The organism is Pseudoduganella aquatica, from assembly GCF_009857595.1.
GTDB classification, from domain to species: Bacteria; Pseudomonadota; Gammaproteobacteria; order Burkholderiales; family Burkholderiaceae_D; genus Rugamonas; species Rugamonas aquatica_A.
Genome location: NZ_WWCU01000166.1, coordinates 1 through 255, shown reverse-complemented (window position 1 = coordinate 255; position 255 = coordinate 1). Strand labels below are relative to the sequence as shown.

General features: G+C 62.0%; 1 protein-coding gene. It reads right to left on the bottom strand.

The features are described 5' to 3' along the window. On the bottom strand, positions 1–255 hold a 255-nt coding region (locus tag GTP77_RS30080), incomplete at both ends, for a transposase (protein ID WP_161075771.1).

The window sequence follows — 255 nt, the reverse complement described above, 5'->3', positions numbered from 1 at the left end:
GCACGAAGCTGGCGTCGATCATCTGGCCGCCGCGCGCAATGTAGCCGTGCTTGGCCAGTTGCCGGTTGACCGCGTCGAAGATGCTTTCGCTGGCGCCGGCCTGGATCAGGCGTTCCTTGAAGGTCCAAATCGTGGTCCGGTCCGGGATCTGGCTGCTGGCACGCAGTCCGGCAAAGCGCTGGAAGCTCAACCGGTCCAGCAGCTGGAACTCCATCTGTTCATCGGAGAGGTTGAACAACTGCTGGATCAGCAGCA